The organism is Citrobacter sp. ANG330, assembly GCF_047467925.1.
Taxonomy (GTDB): domain Bacteria; phylum Pseudomonadota; class Gammaproteobacteria; order Enterobacterales; family Enterobacteriaceae; genus Citrobacter_A; species Citrobacter_A amalonaticus_G.
The window spans coordinates 362484-380147 of record NZ_JASJUI010000003.1 but is presented as its reverse complement, the minus strand read 5'-3'; the positions used below and the strand labels follow the sequence as shown (position 1 = coordinate 380147).

15 protein-coding genes are annotated in these 17664 nt (G+C 46.4%); 7 read left to right on the top strand and 8 right to left on the bottom strand.

Annotated elements, in window-relative coordinates:
* Positions 1-48 precede the first annotated feature (48 nt).
* Together QNN88_RS10105 and QNN88_RS10100 are read right to left on the bottom strand one after the other, a co-directional pair.
* On the bottom strand, positions 49-693 hold the full coding sequence (locus QNN88_RS10105; protein ID WP_414240097.1) for a helix-turn-helix domain-containing protein: 645 nt from the start codon (positions 691-693) through the stop codon (positions 49-51).
* A 246-nt stretch (positions 694-939) separates the two neighbouring features.
* Positions 940-1326 (bottom strand): hypothetical protein, encoded by a 387-nt coding sequence (locus QNN88_RS10100; protein ID WP_414240096.1) that lies wholly within the window; start codon positions 1324-1326, stop codon positions 940-942.
* A 352-nt stretch (positions 1327-1678) separates the two neighbouring features.
* Here QNN88_RS10100 and QNN88_RS10095 point away from each other — a divergent pair, with 352 nt between their 5' ends.
* Positions 1679-1945, top strand: coding sequence for a hypothetical protein (locus QNN88_RS10095; RefSeq protein ID WP_414240095.1), 267 nt, complete (start codon positions 1679-1681; stop codon positions 1943-1945).
* Between the two features lie 239 nt (positions 1946-2184).
* On the opposite strand, the gene QNN88_RS10090 is transcribed toward QNN88_RS10095, so the two are convergent.
* A complete protein-coding gene (locus QNN88_RS10090; protein ID WP_414240094.1) occupies positions 2185-6207 on the bottom strand; it encodes an Ig-like domain-containing protein in 4023 nt (1340 codons plus the stop codon).
* Positions 6208-6524: 317 nt separating this feature from the next.
* Between QNN88_RS10090 and QNN88_RS10085 the strand changes: the two genes are divergently transcribed.
* On the top strand, positions 6525-7454 hold the full coding sequence (locus QNN88_RS10085) for a LysR family transcriptional regulator (RefSeq protein WP_414240093.1): 930 nt from the start codon (positions 6525-6527) through the stop codon (positions 7452-7454).
* Positions 7455-7483: 29 nt separating this feature from the next.
* On the opposite strand, the gene QNN88_RS10080 is transcribed toward QNN88_RS10085, so the two are convergent.
* Positions 7484-8098, bottom strand: a complete 615-nt coding sequence (locus QNN88_RS10080; protein WP_414240092.1) for a helix-turn-helix domain-containing protein — start codon at positions 8096-8098, stop codon at positions 7484-7486.
* 265 nt (positions 8099-8363) lie between these two features.
* On the opposite strand from QNN88_RS10080, the gene QNN88_RS10075 reads away from it, so the two are divergent.
* The 5 genes from QNN88_RS10075 to QNN88_RS10055 all read left to right on the top strand — a co-directional run bounded on the left by QNN88_RS10075 (position 8364) and on the right by QNN88_RS10055 (position 14408).
* The gene (locus QNN88_RS10075) at positions 8364-10421 is read left to right on the top strand and encodes a hypothetical protein (protein WP_414240091.1); all 2058 of its coding nucleotides are present in this window, start codon (positions 8364-8366) and stop codon (positions 10419-10421) included.
* Positions 10422-10440: 19 nt separating this feature from the next.
* Positions 10441-11565, top strand: a complete 1125-nt coding sequence (locus QNN88_RS10070; protein WP_414240090.1) for a hypothetical protein — start codon at positions 10441-10443, stop codon at positions 11563-11565.
* 55 nt (positions 11566-11620) lie between these two features.
* Positions 11621-12649, top strand: coding sequence for a hypothetical protein (locus QNN88_RS10065; protein WP_414240089.1), 1029 nt, complete (start codon positions 11621-11623; stop codon positions 12647-12649).
* 307 nt (positions 12650-12956) lie between these two features.
* Positions 12957-13946, top strand: a complete 990-nt coding sequence (locus QNN88_RS10060; protein WP_414240088.1) for an Ig-like domain-containing protein — start codon at positions 12957-12959, stop codon at positions 13944-13946.
* A gap of 105 nt (positions 13947-14051) precedes the next feature.
* Positions 14052-14408, top strand: coding sequence for a putative holin (locus QNN88_RS10055; protein ID WP_414240234.1), 357 nt, complete (start codon positions 14052-14054; stop codon positions 14406-14408).
* Between the two features lie 214 nt (positions 14409-14622).
* On the opposite strand, the gene QNN88_RS10050 is transcribed toward QNN88_RS10055, so the two are convergent.
* From QNN88_RS10050 to lsrB, 4 genes are read right to left on the bottom strand one after another with little or no spacing between them, the layout of a single operon-like run.
* Positions 14623-15372 carry an epimerase gene (locus QNN88_RS10050; protein WP_414240087.1) on the bottom strand — a complete coding sequence of 250 codons (750 nt, stop codon included), beginning with the start codon at positions 15370-15372 and terminating at the stop codon, positions 14623-14625.
* An 11-nt stretch (positions 15373-15383) separates the two neighbouring features.
* Positions 15384-15674 (bottom strand): (4S)-4-hydroxy-5-phosphonooxypentane-2,3-dione isomerase, encoded by a 291-nt coding sequence (gene lsrG, locus QNN88_RS10045; protein ID WP_414240086.1) that lies wholly within the window; start codon positions 15672-15674, stop codon positions 15384-15386.
* Between the two features lie 49 nt (positions 15675-15723).
* On the bottom strand, positions 15724-16599 hold the full coding sequence (gene lsrF, locus QNN88_RS10040) for a 3-hydroxy-5-phosphonooxypentane-2,4-dione thiolase (protein WP_046487278.1): 876 nt from the start codon (positions 16597-16599) through the stop codon (positions 15724-15726).
* A gap of 28 nt (positions 16600-16627) precedes the next feature.
* Positions 16628-17650: an autoinducer 2 ABC transporter substrate-binding protein LsrB gene (gene lsrB, locus QNN88_RS10035; RefSeq protein ID WP_000155278.1), complete on the bottom strand. Its 1023-nt coding sequence runs from the start codon at positions 17648-17650 to the stop codon at positions 16628-16630.
* Between the last annotated feature and the right edge of the window lie 14 nt (positions 17651-17664).

The following is a 17664-nucleotide window of genomic DNA, read 5'->3' as shown; positions in this document are numbered from 1 at the left end:
TTAATTATACCCATTGCAGCAACGGGGGACGCACAATGTCAAGTAGCTCTAAAACTTTTCAGGTAGTTTTTTGTTGATCTTAATAAGTTTTCCATTTTCCATGTCAATAAAACCGCCTATTTTCAGTTCAGATAATATCTTTAAAATCATGCTACGGGAGAGTCTTGAAAATGTCTGAAGATATTTTACAACCGTGTATCTTTCTTTTAACGAATAGGCTTTTTCTTGTTCCATATAGAGTAATGAGTCGCGTACGATGTCATAAGCTGATTGCAGCCCAGAAGATGATGCACGTAGCGCAACCGCAGTTAATGAGGGCAGCGTCATCTGAAAAAGATCTTTCCATAAGCCATTTTCATTAATAACGGATTCAAACTGTTCAACATCAATGGCGTCGATCAGGCAGGGAGAAATTGACTCAAAATCACATATCGCGCCAAGCTTACCTAGATGTCCAATTCCGATGATGGCTGGGCTGGTGAGGATTCCGAGATTTTGCTTTTTGTCTCCTTCACCGACATAGCCAATCAGTGCACCATCCAGTAAGAAATAGATCTTCTTCTGAGTTGCACCGTCGCTACTTCTAAGCTTCAGAACCGCATTAGATTCAAGTAAAAAGGGTTTAGAAACGGGAAAAAAAGAAAGGATTTTGTTTACCGAATCGAGTGGTTTTTCTATGTCATGGAGGTTCATTCGTCTACCTGTGTAATAACGTCTGCTGTGAGATAAGAAGGTTATCCTGAGTAAGATGATATTATCAGAAGCAATCCATTGGAATCTTTACCCTGAGTCCATTATTACACAAAGTGCATGTAAAGCTAACGGGCCGGTGAGCGGTAGTATAGCATAGTAAATCAAGTGCATAAAAAATTGCAGATTACATGACTGTAAAATAATTAGCTTTCAATTTATTTTGTATGTATATAATTTCAATACTGGTTACTTTTTGCTTCTGATAGCGGCTAACTGAAGTAAAGAGTTGCTTAACCTGGCGATAAAAACCAGTTTTTCTTCTGCGTCAGACTTGCTGATCTGTTGTTCTTCATCCAGCTTTTTCAGTAACACATTTATTGGGGTTTTAACACAATCCTCATAGCTAAGGTTAAGAAGATTGGCAATCCCTGAACCGACTTTTGTAGAGATTCGATTTGTTGAAGATTTCTTCTCGGCCTGGATATTATCTGTTTCATCCAGATCATCACGGGTCGAACGATTAAGCTCTTTAATAAGTCTGGATATTTCATCAATTTTATACTGCAAATTAATAATTTCTGAATTATAAGCCGCAATTCTCTTACGACCAATATCACTTTGATTTTTAGACACGTTCAAATCTCCATTTTTATGCTAAAGGCCTTTATTAGCGATAACTATAGTCTGGACCTTTATACATCAGTTGTTATGAGGCGTGAAGCCCATTATTAGACCGGACCTGGAACAATGCCTGAATGTTGTATGGGCATGAGTAATTGCCAACACACACGGTCTGGAATGTGTTTCTTGTTAACCCTGGTTTGTCTATGGGGTTTAGTGAGGCCATGAATCTGTACCCGTTCCCGATAACAATGAAAAGGCCAGATTACGATAATTTTTTGAGAGTTAATTAAAACAGGGGTTATCTGAATTGCATTATATCTCTTTGTAAATAATCATTTTTATCTTTTCGAGGTGCCTCCCGGTGATTGTTATTGTGGAGTATATTAATCATGAAGGCGTGAAAATAAAATTAGATTTTTATAAAGATATGTTTATTTTTCTTTCTTATATTTCTGTTAGTGGCGGATGGGAGACCTGCTTTTTGCCCGGCGATGTCAATAATTTACTGGCTGACGCCATTCATTTTTCGCTATATTTTGCGTTCAGTCACATTTCTGTTGATTATGGAGTGGATGGGAAAATGGCATTTTTGATCTCAGGCAAAATGATTGCGATGTCTCTCACATAAAACTGTGAGTTGTTATCACAAATGGAGCGTGAAAGTAAAAGGTTGGCTATGACGCCGACGGAATGTCAGCCCGTGCCATCAATGCAACTGGCGTTGTGAAGTGAATGATGAAAGTGGTTTTTTAGGTTCATCAAAAAATTATTTTTACATGTCGACACATATTCGGTGAAAAAAAATAAGTATTCGGAGGTGTTATTTACCGACAGGGCCGGAGAATCCGGCCCTGTTCTGGTTAGCGATCAATAAAGTAAGCAAACCTCATCCATAATTTGCGTCGGGATTCGCTCATTGACATACCCGTCGCGCCAGTGAACAAATATGCGCGTATTGTTGCTCCCGGTTTCAGCAGCCCACATCGACTCTGCCGGACTGGCGGTTGACCATTTGGACGTGACGCCCGTCGGATCTCCCCATTCCCCGTAGAATGTCCCTGTTCCGCGTTTACCATACTCTCCCGGTTTACCCGTAGACAAAATCGTGTAGCCTGGAACAGTCCCGTTATAACCCGCGCAATCGGCGTCAGCGTCCGCAGGATTGTCGGTTGAACGGGCAATATTGAGCAGCCAGTGCTTCAGGGTAAAACGGTAAATGAGAGGCGCTCCCGCCCCGGAAATGGGGGTGGCCGTAATGGTGGCGGTTTTTGTGGTTGCAGAGCCCGTAAAACTGATTACGCCTGGTGTATTAATGCGGATCCAACTCGCATCTGAGCTCCATGTGTAATCACCGTTGTTTGCCGTCGTCCCGTTAATTTCCATGGTGAACTCAGCATATAGCATCCCGATCGTCGGGAAATGATCGGCAATCGTAAAAGTATGGCCGTTTACCGAGATGCCAGTAAACTGCTCTTTCGTAAAGGAAACTGTATGGCTGATGCCAGGGTCTGATGGATAGGCTTTCGATTTAGCGCTGACGGTCACTTTTTCATCATAACTGTCGGTCACGGTAATGAACGCTTTACCGCTTGCATTTGTGGTGGCTTCAGCCTGGCTTAACACGGCGTGTCCGGTAGCGGCAAAGCTCACCACTTGTTCTGGCGCGGGTTGCCCTGTGTTGTCCGTCAATGTTGCCACAAAGGTAATCGCCGATTGCCCATCGGCTTTTTGATCAAGCGTATTTGAAAGCAGCTGTTGTACCTGGTACGACGTAAAGCGAAGTTCAATGGGTGCACTCGTATGGTTGGGCAGAGAGGCGGTTACGGTGACTTTTTCACCTTTGGTATCCGTGATGTTCACGGTCGACTGCCCTTGCCTGTCAGTTTTACTGTTGGCGGTGACCTTTGCCGTCGTACTGTTGGTACTCCAGTTAATAGTCTGCAAGGCGAGAGGCGTTCCATTACTATCCGTGACCAGCGCGGTCACTTTATCCGCCGCTAAACCATCGGCGAGGCTGTCATTTGTCTTGACGCTTAGCGAAATTTTTTCTGAATCTTTGTCGGGCCGAAAAAGACTTCTGGCGCTTTTATGCTGACCATTATCCAGTGAGGCCGTCACTGTCGTAACTTCCGCCAGAGCGTCTGTATAGTGAATGCTGGCCTGGCCGTTGCTGTCAGTTTTATTGCTTTCACTGTCTGGTTTAGCACTGCCGGTGAGCTGCCAGGTGACGGAGGCGTTTTCCAGAGGATTGTTGTTTGCATCTACCACCTTCACGATGCCTGTATTGGTATCGATATTGTTGGCAATCGCCGTATTTGTGACGTCAAGTGACTGAATGACCTCCGTTGTTTTATCGGCGATAAAAGACGTGGATTTTGTCTCATTGACATGGTTTGCAGAAAGCGTGGCAGTCACCTGTACGGTTTCCGCTTTTGTATCGCTCAGCGTAACGGATAACTGGCCCTGCGCGTCGGTATGGCCATTCGGGCTGGATAACAGAGCCTCTCCAGAGACGCTCCACAGGACCTCTGCGTTGGCGGCGGGATTATGCAGGGCATCCATGACCGTGATGGTCGCCGTATTTGCTGCGAGGCCATTGGCCACCGCGCCGCTGGTCAGGGCATAGTTGGTTATTTGTAGACTGGCATCATCCGCCACGAAAAATGAGCTGGTGCTGAGCTGCCCCCCCGTTTTCAGGCTGGCGGTTAATGTAAAGCGCTGCGCCGTCGTGCTGGTATAACTCACCATTGCCTTGCCGGTTTGATCGGTGTTCCCTGAAGAGGTGAAGGTAATACCGGTTTTATCTGCCTGCCAGTTGACGCTTTGATTGGGCAGTGCATTCCCATTACTGTCCAGCACATACACTTCGGCGGTATTCTCTGACTTACCGTTCGCCGGGCTACCGTCCTTCATCACCTTAAGATGCTGTAACGTGGCGGAGGTGTCATCGGCTTTAAATTCCGCGCTTATACTTTTGCTGTCGCCATTATTCAGTGTGGCGCTGATGCTTACGGTTTCCGCTCGTGTATCGGCAAAACGGAGGGTTAGCTGACCTTTTACGTCGGTTTTCTGCGTGAATGAAGCTCGGCCCTTGCTATAGGGCCAGATCACCGTGCTACTGTCCGAACGAATCATCACAGGTTCGTTTGCCACCGGATTGCCTGCCGAATCGTGAACTTCAATAATGGCGACATCGGCGGTTTTTCCATCTGCGGGGCGTTGATTGACGATCACATCAAATCGCGTAATGGCGGCAGCCTGGCTATCGGCGATAAAGTTCACGTCTTTTTGCGCCGTCAGGCCGCCGGAAGAGGCCGTCAGTACAGCAGGACCTGCGGTCTTCGAAGTGATGTGCGCATGGGCGATACCGTTCATATCCGTTTGCGCGTCACTGCTCTGTAACGACGCCGAAGAACTGACGGCCCAGTTGACGGCAGTATGAGGAACCGGATTGTGATTCGCATCCAGTACTTTGACTGAAGCGTCATCCGGGGTGGTTCCATCCGCGGGGCTGCCGGTTTTATCGATCGTTAACTGAAGTATCGCCGGAATGACAGCGGCAAAACGAGATTGTACCTGGCTCGAAACGCCGCCACTGGTTGCAGTAACATTCAGAATCTCACTGGTCTGGTCGCTGAAGCTTACATGTGTAAAGCCATTTGCGTCCGTCATCGAGGTTGTGGCATCAAAAACAGCGTGTCCTGTCGATGCCCAGTACACCGAGGTGGAAGGCATAACCTGATTTTCAGTATTGAATACCTGAGCCTGCAGTGTATTGCGGGAAATACCATCGGCCGCGCTATTGTCCTTAAGCGTCAGTAATACCAGTTTGCCAACGCCAGCGCTCTGTTTTTGTCGATACTGCATAATGATCTGGTTATTTCTTTCTACAAGATCGTGACGGCTTCCTGCCAGGGTTCTTTGCAGCGCAACATTTTCTGGCGAAATCTGATATTCCCATCCCTGTGCCAGATCATAATGCACATCGAGCTGGAGCTGAAGATCATCCAGCGCATCCTGACCACGGCGGTAATTTGTGGCCAGAGAAAGGAGTGGTACAGGGGTATAGTTGATGCCCAGCGTCACCGCTGAAGGGTTACTCTGTAGATGGTCTGTATCAAATAAAGCGACTTTATCCCCATAATATTGCTCGTAGAGCGTTTTAACACCGAGCTGTGGCCATGCAGGTAGATAACTCTCGACACGAATATCAAACCCATCAGCAGGTTTTTCCTCATAGTCGGCAAAATCCTTCGAACTATGCCAGCCGCTGCTTGCGGCATAGATATTTGCGGAGAGCTTCAGGAAGTTGCTCCAGGCTTCGGCACCAAAACCGATGCGCATATTATTTTCACTAAAATCATCGTCAAGGAAAAAGTTAGAGCCGAACATCCAGTTTTCAGTATTAAACGTTCGAACGCCGAATCCCATATTCCCCGTAAACCGGTCGTTGGGAGCTCGCAGGCCAAACTGCGTAAAAAGCAACGATTTGGTATTGTCATAAAGAGGTGTGAGGACGTCTATCGCACTCTGGTCCCAGTTACCGTTCTGATCGACATTTAACTGAACTCTTGCGGTACCAAAATGACGTAACCATTGTTCTACTGAAGCAGATGCTTGTGACGTCGCGCCATTTATCAAGCCGCTTTGTATTTGCCGGGATAGCTGTTGAGAATCGTTGCCTGAGAGCGCTGTTGCGGCTGTTGTTAATACTCTCGTATTGGGTAAAGCAGAGGGGGGGAGATCATCAGCGGATGCAGATATTATTACTTTAGATGTTAACGCTGGCAGGAGTGTAATGAAGAGTAATAGCCAGGAGACTGTTTTCCACATGCTATATCTTCGGTAACTTTTTCGCACTGTAGAGTGACCAGGATAAGAAGCTTTCATTTTTTTATCGATTATATACGTTGTGCTTTGAGCAAGTTAAAGAGTCACTTTATGATATTTAATCCATAAGTGGTTTCGGGAATTTTCCTCGCCGTTTTTGATAGCATACAGAATTTTCTAAAACAAGGTGCTGTTATAATTAGTGCACTTTTGGCCTTTGAATATTTCAAGGGGTGTTATTCTATGAATTATCTATTTTTGAACGGCTAACTATTATTGGTATAGTGCAGAGATCGCGGTTACAGGCGCAAAATATGCGCAGGCGCGGGAAAAGAATATGATAGATTTTAATGTGTGAAACGGAAAAATAAGGCCTGGTGAAATTCATAGATAATGGGTTATTATGGGATTTTTTTGATATTGGTCAAAACAAGGAGTCGGATATGCATTTTCTTTTAACAAAAAAACTTAAATATTTTATGGCTCTAATGGAAACGAGGTGTTTAACCAAAGCCAGTGAAGATTTATTTATTACTCGCTCGCCGCTAGGGAAAACAATCAATGAACTGGAGAAAATGTTGGGGGAAAAGCTTTTTTATCGTGAACATGGCATGTATAAACCCACACAGTTTGCGCTGGAATTATATGAGCAGGCTCAGCCAGTGTATAAAAAAATTGTTCATCTTGAAGAGTATTTTATTAAGTCCGAAACAAGCAGTCATGTGAATGTGATTCTGGATAGTTCTTTTCCTGATAATATCGCCGATGTGCTGTTGAGTAGTTTAAACAAAAGCGATTTTTTGTTGCATGTCACCAGACAGAAAATATATCAGGAAGAACTCGATAATTTTACGCATGGACCGGATGTCTTGATAATTAGCCATCATGATCTTGTCGCCGATACTAAACTGGATTGCAGCAGCTACTACAGTAGCACGCTCCTTCTGGTTACCAATAAAAAGCTGAAACAGGACCCCGGAGGCCTGGAGAAGATCCCACTGCTTATGCGGAGCAATATGTCTGACAGTGCGACTGGCCGGTTAACCGCTATTTTGCAGCGCGTTCTCGGCTTCATACCAAAGATAAGGTATGTAAATGACAATGTCTTTGACTGTCTGTTGATGGCGGGAAATGGCAAAGGAGGCATTTTACTCCCCTTAAAGACCTGCGAGCTATTGAATATTAGCCGCGAACATACGTTTTTGCTTGAGGACTTAAAGTTAAAGGTAAATTATTTTTACCGTAAGTCATCGAAAAATAAAAAAGAAATAACAAAAATTATTAATTACATTAACACCCTGTTTTAATCAATAATCTCTGAGCGCTCATTTCTTGATTAAAATTTTAAGGGTAATGTTTTTAACCATCTTAATTTGCCATTGGCAATTCCCAGATAGCCACCTTTCTTAAGTTCTTTCAGAATGGTCATGACGCCACTTTTTGAATATCCTGTTCTTGAGGTTATATAGTTGCAAATATTTTCCCGGTCACGCAAAACATCCGAGTCGTTAATTTTTATAAGATAGTATTTGACGACCTCATAAAGGCTACGCAATTTCATTATCTCAAGTTGCTCGCCTAAATGTATGCTTGAGTAACTAAGGATATCAAATATTTCGGGCCAAAGGTTGTGATGATCAATGTGCGAATAAAAGACATTGCGTGGGTATGATATATATGAGAACTGGCTCTCTTCACCAATTATGTATGTGCGACTGAGAATGTCTGGAATGAGGTTAAGAATATAGGGGCCATAAACATCCACTAAAAGCAGTTGGTTATGCTGATTCCGGAGGCTCATTTTTCCCTCAATGATAATAAAAACATTATCACCGATATGTTGCCCTTCGCGCACTGCATGTGCTGAAAAAGAATAAATATCAGAAGGGAAAGCTGTGGAAGTGATTAAAGTCGTCATCACGGTGTTGATCTGTTGATGGGGCTTTTCCATATTGGGTTTATCCTGAAGTCACTTTCTTGAGTGGATCTTACATTAGAACGATAACAAATTAAAAGGCTTCACAAACGATAAGTGCATTTTTGGAATGTATAGGTGTTATTTTATTTCGAAATTTAATTATTTACCATGTTCAATAAATGTTGGGCAAAAAATGCCGCTTTCTCATATTTCTTTTGCCGCTCGGTTTCCGTTTTGCCGCGCTATTGTAGCGCTGTCATTTTACTTTTCGTCTAATGTGTTCCGACAAGGAAGATTTATGCTTTCAACAACAATGTTTTCACCGCAATTTCCGCAAATGGAAAATGATAATGCTATTAATCAGGCCGAGCTGAATTCGTCAGGAATTGTAATCAATGTGGGAGAATATACCACCGCAAAGCAGGGTGATTTAGTGGAGCTGTGGTTTGAAAGTTACACCATTGGTTCTCTTGGGCTGGCAGAAGAACCGGTGAGCCAGTATTTTCCATGGCAATGCAATATCGCTCCTGATGTAGCCAGTCAAATTCCTGATGGTTTCTATAAAGTCCAGTACAACGTCATTGACGCTGCGCAAAATAGCTCATGGTCAGACATTGGCAATGCGATCATTGATCGAGACTCTGTGGGAACATTGCCGCCGCCGCTGTTTCCGGAAGCGGGCGCGGATAATACCCTTGATTATGATGATGCAATGAGTGACGGCGGAACAGAGGTGACGGTACCGGGCTATCCGGGTATCGCTGCGGGGGATAATGTTACCGTTTACTGGACTGCTCTTAAAGGCGGCGCTGTTATACAGCAAAGCGTTACCCAGGTAACACATGATGTGCAGGACAGCGATCTTGACGGTTTTAATGTGCTTATCCCTTCTGCGTTTGTTATCTCAGGCGACCCCGATAGCGGCAGGGCGTGGTATGTCGTGCAGCATGAAGAGTCGATCAACCAGCGATCAGCTAACGGTAATGTTTCGATTGATGCTTCTGCTGGCGTCACACTTCCTGCTCCAACGTTTTCTGAGGGTGCTGATGGCTGGATTGATGCAGAAGAGGCGAACAGTGAAGGAGGAACGCTGGCAATTGTTCCGGCTTACGAAGGAATTGGCGTGGGAGATATCGTTACAACGCACTGGCAAGGCTATAGTCGCAACGGTACTCCTGTCACCGGCGCAACCTACGATGCGCTAACGCAAGTCATTGAGGCCGATCTTATCGCGGGATTTGAAGTGACTATCCCGACTGCCTGTATCACCTCCGTAGGAATTGGATATGGTGTCTGTTATTACGATGTGACTTTTGCGAACAATACAGCCGGTACTTCCCTTGCTGCGCAGGTAGGAATTGATGTTATTCATAGCGATATCCTTCCTGCGCCTGAGCTTCCGGAAGCGCTCGACGATGGCGTTATCTCCGATGATGATGCGATGAGTGAAGGGGGAACTCCTGTCGTTATCACATACGAGAATATGACCGAGGGAGACAGCGTGACTGTTTACTGGTCCGGCTATCAGGCTGCGGAAGTCCTTCCTGTGGCAGGGACTGTTTACTCTGTTACCCGTAGTGTTTCTCCATCTGAAGCGACGGCGGCTTCCATCACATTTAATGTGCCATCTAAATATATAACGCCCATTGGTAATGGGTATGCGGTCGCAAATTATACCGTGCAGTTTATAGTTGGGGGGATTGCCTGGTCTGACGATGCCACCGCGGTGATTAATACGGCGGGTGGCGAAATTACAGGGTCCAGTTATCTGGGCGGATCCACAGGCTATATGCCGTGGGATAATAACATCATCCAGGACTGTTTTGTTAAATATCAGGCCATCGATAATGGTATCCCTCTCCATGATGTTGAAGTCACGCTTACCCTTTATGGGAATAACTATTTCACGAATAATAAACGAAACACTATTGTACTCACCACCGATCGCCAGGGATATGTACAGACGAATATTTCCGGGAGTGATACTGAAACCAATACTATTACGGCTGAAATTATGGGCAGTACGTATCCTGTATCGACAATCAGTCTGGAAACAGAACGTACGAGTGAAATTAATGTGCCTTATATTACCAGTGAGCCTTATACTCCAGGAAGTGGACGGAGGACATTTTTCCTTTCTGTCAGTCAAGGGGCCGGTACGTTCCGGCTAACGACCAGCAATAATGCAGATATTTATATCAATAATGTGAATAAAGGAAGTATTGTTGACCCGATATCTGTTTATGCCGGTCGTCCTGTTATGTTCGAAGTGACCTTAAATAATTTAAACAACACCGCAGTTTCTATTGCTGAAAGTGCTCCAGACTCAAAAGTCTTCTCGACATTTTATTTCTAATCATTAAGAGGGTTATCTCATGTTAAATGCAAATGCTAAAATTCCTTCGTTACAGGCGCAAATGCAGTGGGTGGCAGGTACGCCGCAAACGTCTTCTACGTCAACTTCCCGCCTGCTTTATAATTTCAATAATGATAATAATACGCTGGATTGTGAGACCGGCTTTTTATCGGGAATTATTGAGGCCAATACTGCACAACAGGAGGCCACGATCTGCGATCCACAAACCGGGAAATGGGTGCTCTTTTTTGATGGTAACTATATCTACGATGGTATGCATAACCTGGTGAATCCAGACAAGAAATTAGATACTCTGGACCATACGTCTCTCACCAGTATTATTGCACCTGGTTTGTCTGAAACGCTTCCGACCTATTACGTTTTTTATCTCGATCGGACGACCAAACACCTTAACTATGGGATAGTGAATTTCCCGTATGGCTTAACTGGGGCAGCAAGCTGGGTGGGGACGCAGTCGCTGGATAATGACAATGGTGTTGCCACCCCTTTTGGTCTGGCATGTCGTAATGAAGAAGAGTACTGGGTATTAACGCTGGCAAATGTGAATACGCTGGTTGCGTACAAGTGCGATATTACCGGGGTAAATACAACAGCCCCTGTCCATATCATGCTTCAGCCTTTTAGTTCCTTAACGGGCGCCGTTGACTGCACGAAAAGTTCTATCGTCACCTTCGGTGATAAGATTGCCGTTACGGTTAATAATAATATTATGGTAGGGACTTTTAACTTTACGTCAGGTTTCGCTATTCCCAGACTGAGCCAATCGTTGGTTGCGACAGCCACAGCGACGGTCGCTCCCGATTTTAATGCGGAACAATCCCGTCTTTATTTTTTGAAAAGCTATGACAGCGCCAGAAAAAATCAGGTCTGGGTTTATGAACTGGAAAGCGGCTCATCTTATTCCGCTGAATCCAGCTATGTCTACAACAATCAATATAAATCACTCAAATTAGCACCTAACGGTACAATTTACGGCACTAATCTGTTTACTAATATTGACCCAATCCTGAGTATTACAGAAGTTGCTGGCACTGGAGATATCGCGGTAAGTGAAATACTGAGTAATGCGATTAATAGCTCAAATACCTTCGGGAATATCCAGTATCAGATAAACGATTTTTAAATCACAATTTAAGCCGATATTATCAAGGGTAAATATCCCTTTACGTGAGGGTTCTATGCGTTCAAATACTGACAGTATGCAACTATATTGGTTTCCCGGATACGCGGCGACGCGTTCTATTTTTGATTTCACCCATGATGTAATGAAAATTGAAATTCCCGGTTTTCAATTAACACCTGAGGAAGCAAATAACTTTAGTAATGTCATTACACTACCTGGAGGTGCTGGCTATTATATTATTGGAAAAAGCCTGGTTGATGCAGAGTTTACCGTGGTAGCCGGTTCGGAGGGATTGTTTGACTCAGTGCCCGAAAAAACGGCCAATTTTGTCTTTGCTCCTGATGGTGATGAGGCTGCTCATCTTTACTTTATGGATAATGACGGGCTTCATTACGGGCATATCGTCCGGGAAACTGCTCTGCGGTCTTCTCTTAATTCACACAGGCTTGTACCACTGTCTATTCTGCCGATGGCAAACTCGCCGTTGTGCATTCTGGGGAGTTCAACGGGAGACGAAAACTGGTTGTTTTATATTAACCAGCAAAATGACGTTTATCGGCTGGTGATTGTCGAGTGCCATACCACGTCCATTACTGCTTACAGTGTCATCCCGCTTTCCATTACCGCAGCACCGGTAAGTATTGAGGTGAGCCGCAATCAAATTGCGCTGGTCTGCAGCAATGCCACACTGGTTTACGGGACGCTTTCTGTGGATGGCAATATCATGAATGCCACTCTGGATAACCATATTACCGGTCTTACATCGGGATGTGTGCAATGTGCATTTTCAGGGGACGGGCAAACGTTGTTCTGGCCAACCACGGTGGCCGGCACGCACTATATCAATTTTCAGCACAGAATGACCGGAACGTCGGTATCCTATCCGACGGTTGGTGTCTATACCGCACTGAAATGTGGGCCAGACCAAATCATTTATGGGTTATCAACGACCTCTCGCTCGCCATCAACACTGTTAACCGTGACACCTGACAATCTTAATGGAGATTACAGCGTCCTGGAGATTTACAGTTATACCAACGGCGGTTATTTCCCCTCTACCGGATGGAGTGTCTATTCGAATTAATTTTATTACGTCCCGGCTCCCTTTTTTATGGGGGTCGGAATTATCTACTCTGAAATTATCTCTTCTTCTTTTCTTCGCTATTCCCCTTTTGCTTTGTATTTCCTCTGTATTACTCAGAGTATTAATTTCGTATCTTCTGTCACATGTGGTGTAACGTTGTGCGAATATTTCTTATGGGTTCATTTGTGCGTGTTGCGTCATTATTTGCGCCGATGGGGCTATTATTGGCGCCATAATAAAATGTCTTTCTCTATATATTGGTCTGGCGATACAAAGGGTATCGACATTTAAATTAAAGGTAATAATCATGACTGATACAATTTCTAAAATGAGCGCGGTTCCGAACCTGATTGCAAATGATGGTTCTGAAGTTTCCATTGTTTCCGCAACCGTGTTAACCGATGATGCGCCCGCAGTCGCCGGTGTGACCGTTAACTGGACTGCGGTAGGGGGCGAACTTTCAGGCGTCACTTCGTTGACTGACGAAAATGGTGTCGCCAGCATCAGCGTAACGGTTAAGGATAATTCCGCAACGGTTGATGTCACGGCGTCAACAGCTGATGATTCTCAGTTGGCCACCATTTCCACTTATCAACCTTTGGCTGCGCCTGTAGTGATTAATGCGACCGTCGATGATGGCTATACACTGGATCACTATGACCTTAATTTTGGTGTACAGGCTCTGATTCCAATTTATGCAGATATGATGGTCGGCCAGACGGTCACCTTCTATTGGGGTGAAGCGGATAAAACATCGTTCATCGTCACTGAGGCTGAGCATCCTCCTTTCGTCATTGATGTATCGAGTGAAATGTCACCGGATTGCCTGAAGGATGGTAGCTATGCTGTATATTATGTTGCTGTCGACCATGCGGGTAATGAAACGAAATCGTCAACGATTAATCTGACTGTTTCCGATAGCGGTAGCGCGGTTCCAACCTTATCTGCAGCGGATGTTCCGGAAGCCGATCCTTACATCAATATTTCAGATGCCAGTGACGGCGTCATCGTGAATATTAGCTACCCGTCAATGGTTGCAGGAGATGTAGTGACGTATTTCTGGACTGGTTTTGATAGCGCTTCTCGCCAGATTACCGGGACTGAAGCAACAGAGGCTTATACCGTAGTGGATGGTGATACCACGGTTTCCTTCACTGTGCCGATGGAGAGTTTTTATCCAAATGGCAAAGGCTATGAAGGTCATGCAGAGGTGTATTACACCGTAACGACTGCGGAAGACAATATTCTGGAACTTTCAGATACCCGTACCTGTCTGGTCGATACTGTCGCACCGTAATGTCATGTTATTGTCCCGGCTTCGGCCGGGATATTTCTCCCGTTATCCATTTGAACTACATTAATCACGAGGAGTTATTGTTTTTTAAGGAGAGATAATTTGAATATGTTTCTTTTTATTGAATATGTAATTTCTACTGTCAGTGCCAGGCTGGAAATAATGGGTAATCAGAGTGATGTTTTAGTCCTGATGGGCGCAGCGTGTGGCGCCGCTATTTTTATTTTAGATATGCAGCAGACCAGCAGTTTCCATCGACTATGTTACTTTCTCATTTCACTGTTTCTCGGAAGTAGTTGTGCAGGGAGCGTTACTGATTTTTTAAATAGCGAGTTTGAAAAATTTATGACACCCGCTCCAACATTCAATAAAGTCTTTACTGCTGCACTCACAGCCGCAGTAGCGGTTCGTTTGATTAATAAATTTAGTGATTACTTGCTGAGCAAGTTTTCGGGGAATAAATAGCCTCTCTATCCGTTTTCCGTTTGCTTGCTTTTTCATTAGTCTCCTGGTAGTACCCGGTTAACGGTAACGATTAAAGCCGTAATAACTCCTCCCTCTCACACGTTCTCTTCTGCAAATTCCAGTTCCCTGCTCAATCTGGCAACACTGCTCCACCTGGAGGAGGGCTTCTGGACATGATAATTTTATTTTGAACATCATATCGAACCTGGCCCCCTCAGCCCCCCTTTACAGAAGATATCATCGCTAACCAGCGACGGGTGTTTTCCGCCAACGCATCGTTTTTGAAGAGCGCGCTGCCGGATACCACACGATCAACGCCGCTGGCGATGATCTCCGGCAGTTCTTCCAGTGTTAGCGAACCGTCAACGGCCAGTAGAATGGAATCCCGTTTCCCGGATGCATTGAGTAATGCGACAACCTGGGCGATACGCCTCAGTAAGGCGGGCTTGCTGAGTTTGCTACCGTAGCCCGGATTGACCGCCAGAATTTGCACGATTTCAACGTCTTCAATCACCGGCAGAATATGTTCCAACGGTGTCGCCGGGCACAGGCTAATCCCTCGCAACACCGGCATTGTGCCGCCGGAGACTTCCGCATTTTGCTCCCCCAGCCAGTGGAGCATATGGTGCAGATGCGGCGAGTTTTCCACCTGTAACGTGACGCAGTGTGCTCCCACCTTTACGCTTGCCTGCACGACGGGCCACGGGTTATCCACCATCAGGTGAACATCCTTAATCATCTGCGCTGGCAATTGCGCGATAGCCCAGGGACCGACGGTGAACTGTGGGCAAAAATGCCCGTCCATCAGATCCAGGTGAAGAACGGGGTGTTCAAGCGCGCCAAGCGTTTGCAGGTACTCACCAAGTTTGAGCCACTGGCCGGCAAGAATGCCGATGCTTAGCGGGTAACGCTTCATTAACGAGACGCACTCTGCGCGATTTAACCCGGAAAAGGGACGGTTCATTTTTGAGATCCTTATGGCATCAATCCATTGAAGACGCGTTTTTTTCGTGGGCAGCTCATCAGCGATTCCAGTTTTTCCACGCAGGCAAGGTAGTGGGGCGTTGTTTTATGGAACGCAACGGCGGCCTCATCCTTATAGGCTTCATAAATATAAAAGCGGCTCGCAACCTCCGGATCCTGCAATACATCGAAGCGGAGATTCCCCTCTTCACGCACCGATCCCAGATGATTAAGGCGAAAGACGTCGATAAATTCATCGACTTTATCGTCGTGGACGTTAATTTCCACCAGAGTGACATGCATACTGTTCTCCTTGAAACGCATGGGCCCGCCTGGGCAGGCCCATGACCTTTTAGTTTTTCTCGCTCAGATAGAGTTCATACGCGCGGTCAGCGGTTTCATTACGATGTACCACCGCGTGAACGGCCTTCATCATGGCGACAGGGTGATCGGACTGGAAGATGTTACGCCCCATATCGACACCGGATGCGCCCTGGTCGATGGCCTGCCAGCACATCTCAAGCGCTTCGCGTTCCGGTAATTTTTTACCACCGGCGATAACAATCGGAACCGGGCAACCTGCGGCGATGCGCTCAAAACCTTTATCGACATAATAGGTTTTGATGATCTGCGCACCCATCTCTGCGGCGATACGGGTGGCGAGCGAGAAGTAGCGCTGATCGCGCACCATGTCTTTCCCCACGCCAGTTACCGCCATCGTTGGCATGCCGACCTTGATACCGGCATCAATCAACTGAATGATATTTTTGATCGACTGATGCTCATATTCACTGCCGATATACACCTGTGCCGCCACGGCGCAGCTGTTGAGACGAACCGCATCATCGATGGAGAGCGCAACCGCCTCATTGCTTAACTCGGTGAGAATCGAGTTAGCGCCCGAGGCGCGCAGGACCACCGGCTTATTGGTGGCAGGGGGGACCACACTGCGCAGGATCCCGCGTGTGCACATCAGCACATCGGCGAGCGGGAACAGGGGGGCGATATTGATATCGATACGTTCCAGTCCCGTCGTCGGCCCCTGAAAGTAGCCGTGGTCAAACGCGAGCATGACCGTTCTTCCCGTCTCAGGATTAAAAATGCGCGACAGTCGGGACTGCATCCCCCAGTCAAGTGCGCCGCACCCCTTTAATGTGAATGGGGTATTGCGTTGCGGCGTATCGGTATGGAAATCCTTACCATCTTTGATGTCATCTAAATCAGCCATTTTTTACTCCACGGTTAAGGAATGAAACTCAGAAATCGTACTTATCGATATTCTCTTTAGTGAACACCACGCGCTCAGGCAGCAGTACAATGCCGTTGCCCTTCGCCTCATAGCTGTAGCCCTGTACGCTGTTCGGCGAGACTTCGACCTGGCCCACGCCCGGAATGTCCAGCTTATCGCCGGTATTCATGTCGCCTTTTTTCAGCAGCGCGTCAGCTACGTACACGGAGATCTTGCCCTGCTGGACCACGTCCCAGAGGCCAAACTCTTTCACCGTGCCGCGCTCAACATAAGGGCGCATCACGTTCGGCGTGCTGAAGCCGACAATCGCCACGCTGGTGTTTTTCAGGTTCTCTGCGGCCTGAGCGGCGGCGGGGAGGGCGTTGGCATCCGGCGCGATAATGGCGTCGAGATCGGCATAAGCCTTAATGATGCCTTCTGCGGTTTGCAGCGACTTGGTGGCGTCGTTATAGCCAAACTGCGTGGTGACAACTTCCCAGCCCGGATGATCTTTGGCGATCTTGTCTTTGGCCTCTTTCACCCACTGATTCTGATCGGTCACGGTTGGGCTGGAGTAGAAGAAGGCCACTTTGGCTTTCTCTTTTTTGACCTGATTTGCGGCCATATCGACCAGCATGCCGCCTAACTGGGCAGGCGTCCCCTGGTTGATGTAGTACGACCGGCATTCCGGCTTGGTGTCAGAATCCCAGGTCAGCACCTTCACGCCGCGCTGCATGGCACGCTTTAACGCCGGGCATAAGCCATCAGGCGACACGGCGGAAACCACAATGGCGTTATACCCCTGGTTGACGAAGTTATTGATGAGCTGAACCTGGCCGGACACGCTGGGCTCCGTCGGGCCGTCATAAGTGACATCGACGCCCAGCTCTTTACCCGCTTCCAGGGCACCGTTACCGCCACTGGTAAAGAATCCCACGCCAACCAGTTTCGGGATAAACGCGATTCGCTCTGCGGCATAAGCGTTGAGAGTGAACGCCGCCAGGCTAAGGGTACTGATTACGGCAATTTTTTTAATGCTCTGAATAGTCATGTACTTTTCCTTTA